Here is a 1,389-nt window from a genome sequence, read left to right as displayed (position 1 = left end):
GGCCGAGGCCCGCGAGCTCGCCGCCCTGTTGGTCGAGCGCGGGGTGCCGGCGTTGTCGTCGCTCGCGGGGCGGGTGGCGCGGCCGCGACTGCCGGTGGGCGAGGTGCGGATCGGTGGGTTTGGCGGGGCCGACGGACTTCAGCGCTTTCTGTGCGAGGCCGGCGTGACCGCGGTCGTCGACGCCACCCACCCGTTTGCCGCGGGCATCTCGGCCAATGCCGCCGCTGCGTGTGCGGCCGCGCGGGTCCCGCTGCTGCGCCTCGAGCGCCCGGGTTGGGCTGCCGCTCCGGGGGCCGACCGCTGGCACTGGGTCGACGATCACGACGAGGCCGCGGCTATTACCTCCCGACTGGGCCGCCGGCCGTTTCTCACGATCGGCCGGCAGTCGCTGGGCAGGTTCGTGGGCCCCCTCGCCGAGCATCAGGCGCTGGTCAGGGTGGTGGACCCGCCCGAGGTGGCGCTGCCCGAGCCGTGGCGGCTGCTGCTGAGCCGAGGCCCGTACTCGGTCGACGTCGAGCGCGAGCTCTTCGCCGAGCACGGCGTGGACGTGCTGGTCACCAAGGATTCGGGAGGCGACCACACGTGGTCGAAGATGGCTGTGGCCGACGAGCTCGGCGTACCGGTCGTGGTGGTGCGCCGGCCCGGCCCCGCGCCGGGTGTGCAGGTGGTGGACGACGCCGCGGCCGCCGCGGACTGGGTCAGCGCGTCCGCCGCGAACTCCTAGGCGAACTTCGGTGTAGCTACTGCGAGAATCCGGCCGGTTCATCGCAGTAACTACACCAAAGTCTCGCGTCGTGTCAGTCGCGGACCGCCTGGCCCGTCGTGGAGCGCCCGGCCGACTCCCGCTAGAGCAATTCGAGGTTGATCTCCCGGATCCGGTCGCCGTCCACGGTGTACCGGCCCTTCAGGTTCAACGTCATGGCCTGCCCCTCGTCGAGCGACATTCCCATGAAGTCCTTCACGTCAGCACGCGCGGTGAGGGTGTTCACGATGGTGACGGTGGCCGTGTCGCCGTCGACCTCGATCTCTTCGGGCGTCATGCGGTCGACGAATGTGCTGGTCATCGCGCGGTAGGTGTCGAGGTAGGCGGACAGCCCGTGCTGCGTCCCGGCGGCAGAGTGCAGGACCACGTCCTCGTGTAGCACGGCCGCCAGCTGGTGCGGGTCCTCGCTGTTGTAGGCCTCGTAGTAGGCGGTGATGACGTCGTGGACGCTCATATGGTCTCCTCGCTTGTCGCGGTCGGCCGGGGCGCTGGTCCGGTCGATGCCCCGCCCAACCTTGTTCGGTCGTCATCATCGCGGAATTGGTAGTAGCCATCGCGCGATTTCGCCCGCATCGCCGCGATGGCTACGACCAAATCAGTGTCACGGCAGAGCGAGCGGGACCGGG

At 70.1% G+C, this 1,389-nt stretch carries 2 protein-coding genes; one reads left to right on the top strand and one right to left on the bottom strand.

Annotated features, from left to right (window positions below; all coding sequences use genetic code 11):
• The coding region (locus tag G6030_RS15470; protein ID WP_182643723.1) for a cobalt-precorrin-6A reductase at positions 1–724 on the top strand (724 nt) is incomplete at its 5' end.
• Positions 725–845: 121 nt separating this feature from the next.
• Here the strand turns inward: G6030_RS15470 and G6030_RS15465 are convergent.
• Positions 846–1,217 (bottom strand): nuclear transport factor 2 family protein, encoded by a 372-nt coding sequence (locus G6030_RS15465; RefSeq protein WP_182643722.1) that lies wholly within the window; start codon positions 1,215–1,217, stop codon positions 846–848.
• Positions 1,218–1,389: the final 172 nt, after the last annotated feature.

The sequence above is a fragment of the Dietzia sp. E1 genome, assembly GCF_014145015.1.
In the GTDB taxonomy this organism is placed as follows: Bacteria; Actinomycetota; Actinomycetes; order Mycobacteriales; family Mycobacteriaceae; genus Dietzia; species Dietzia cinnamea_A.
Note: the sequence above shows the minus strand (reverse complement) of the source record. Positions and strands in the feature narration are given on the sequence as shown.

Coding starts and splice junctions, on each gene's coding strand:
- G6030_RS15465 (WP_182643722.1), bottom strand. CDS start 1,217: ATGAGCGTCCACGACGTCATCACCGCCTACTACGAGGCCTACAACAGC.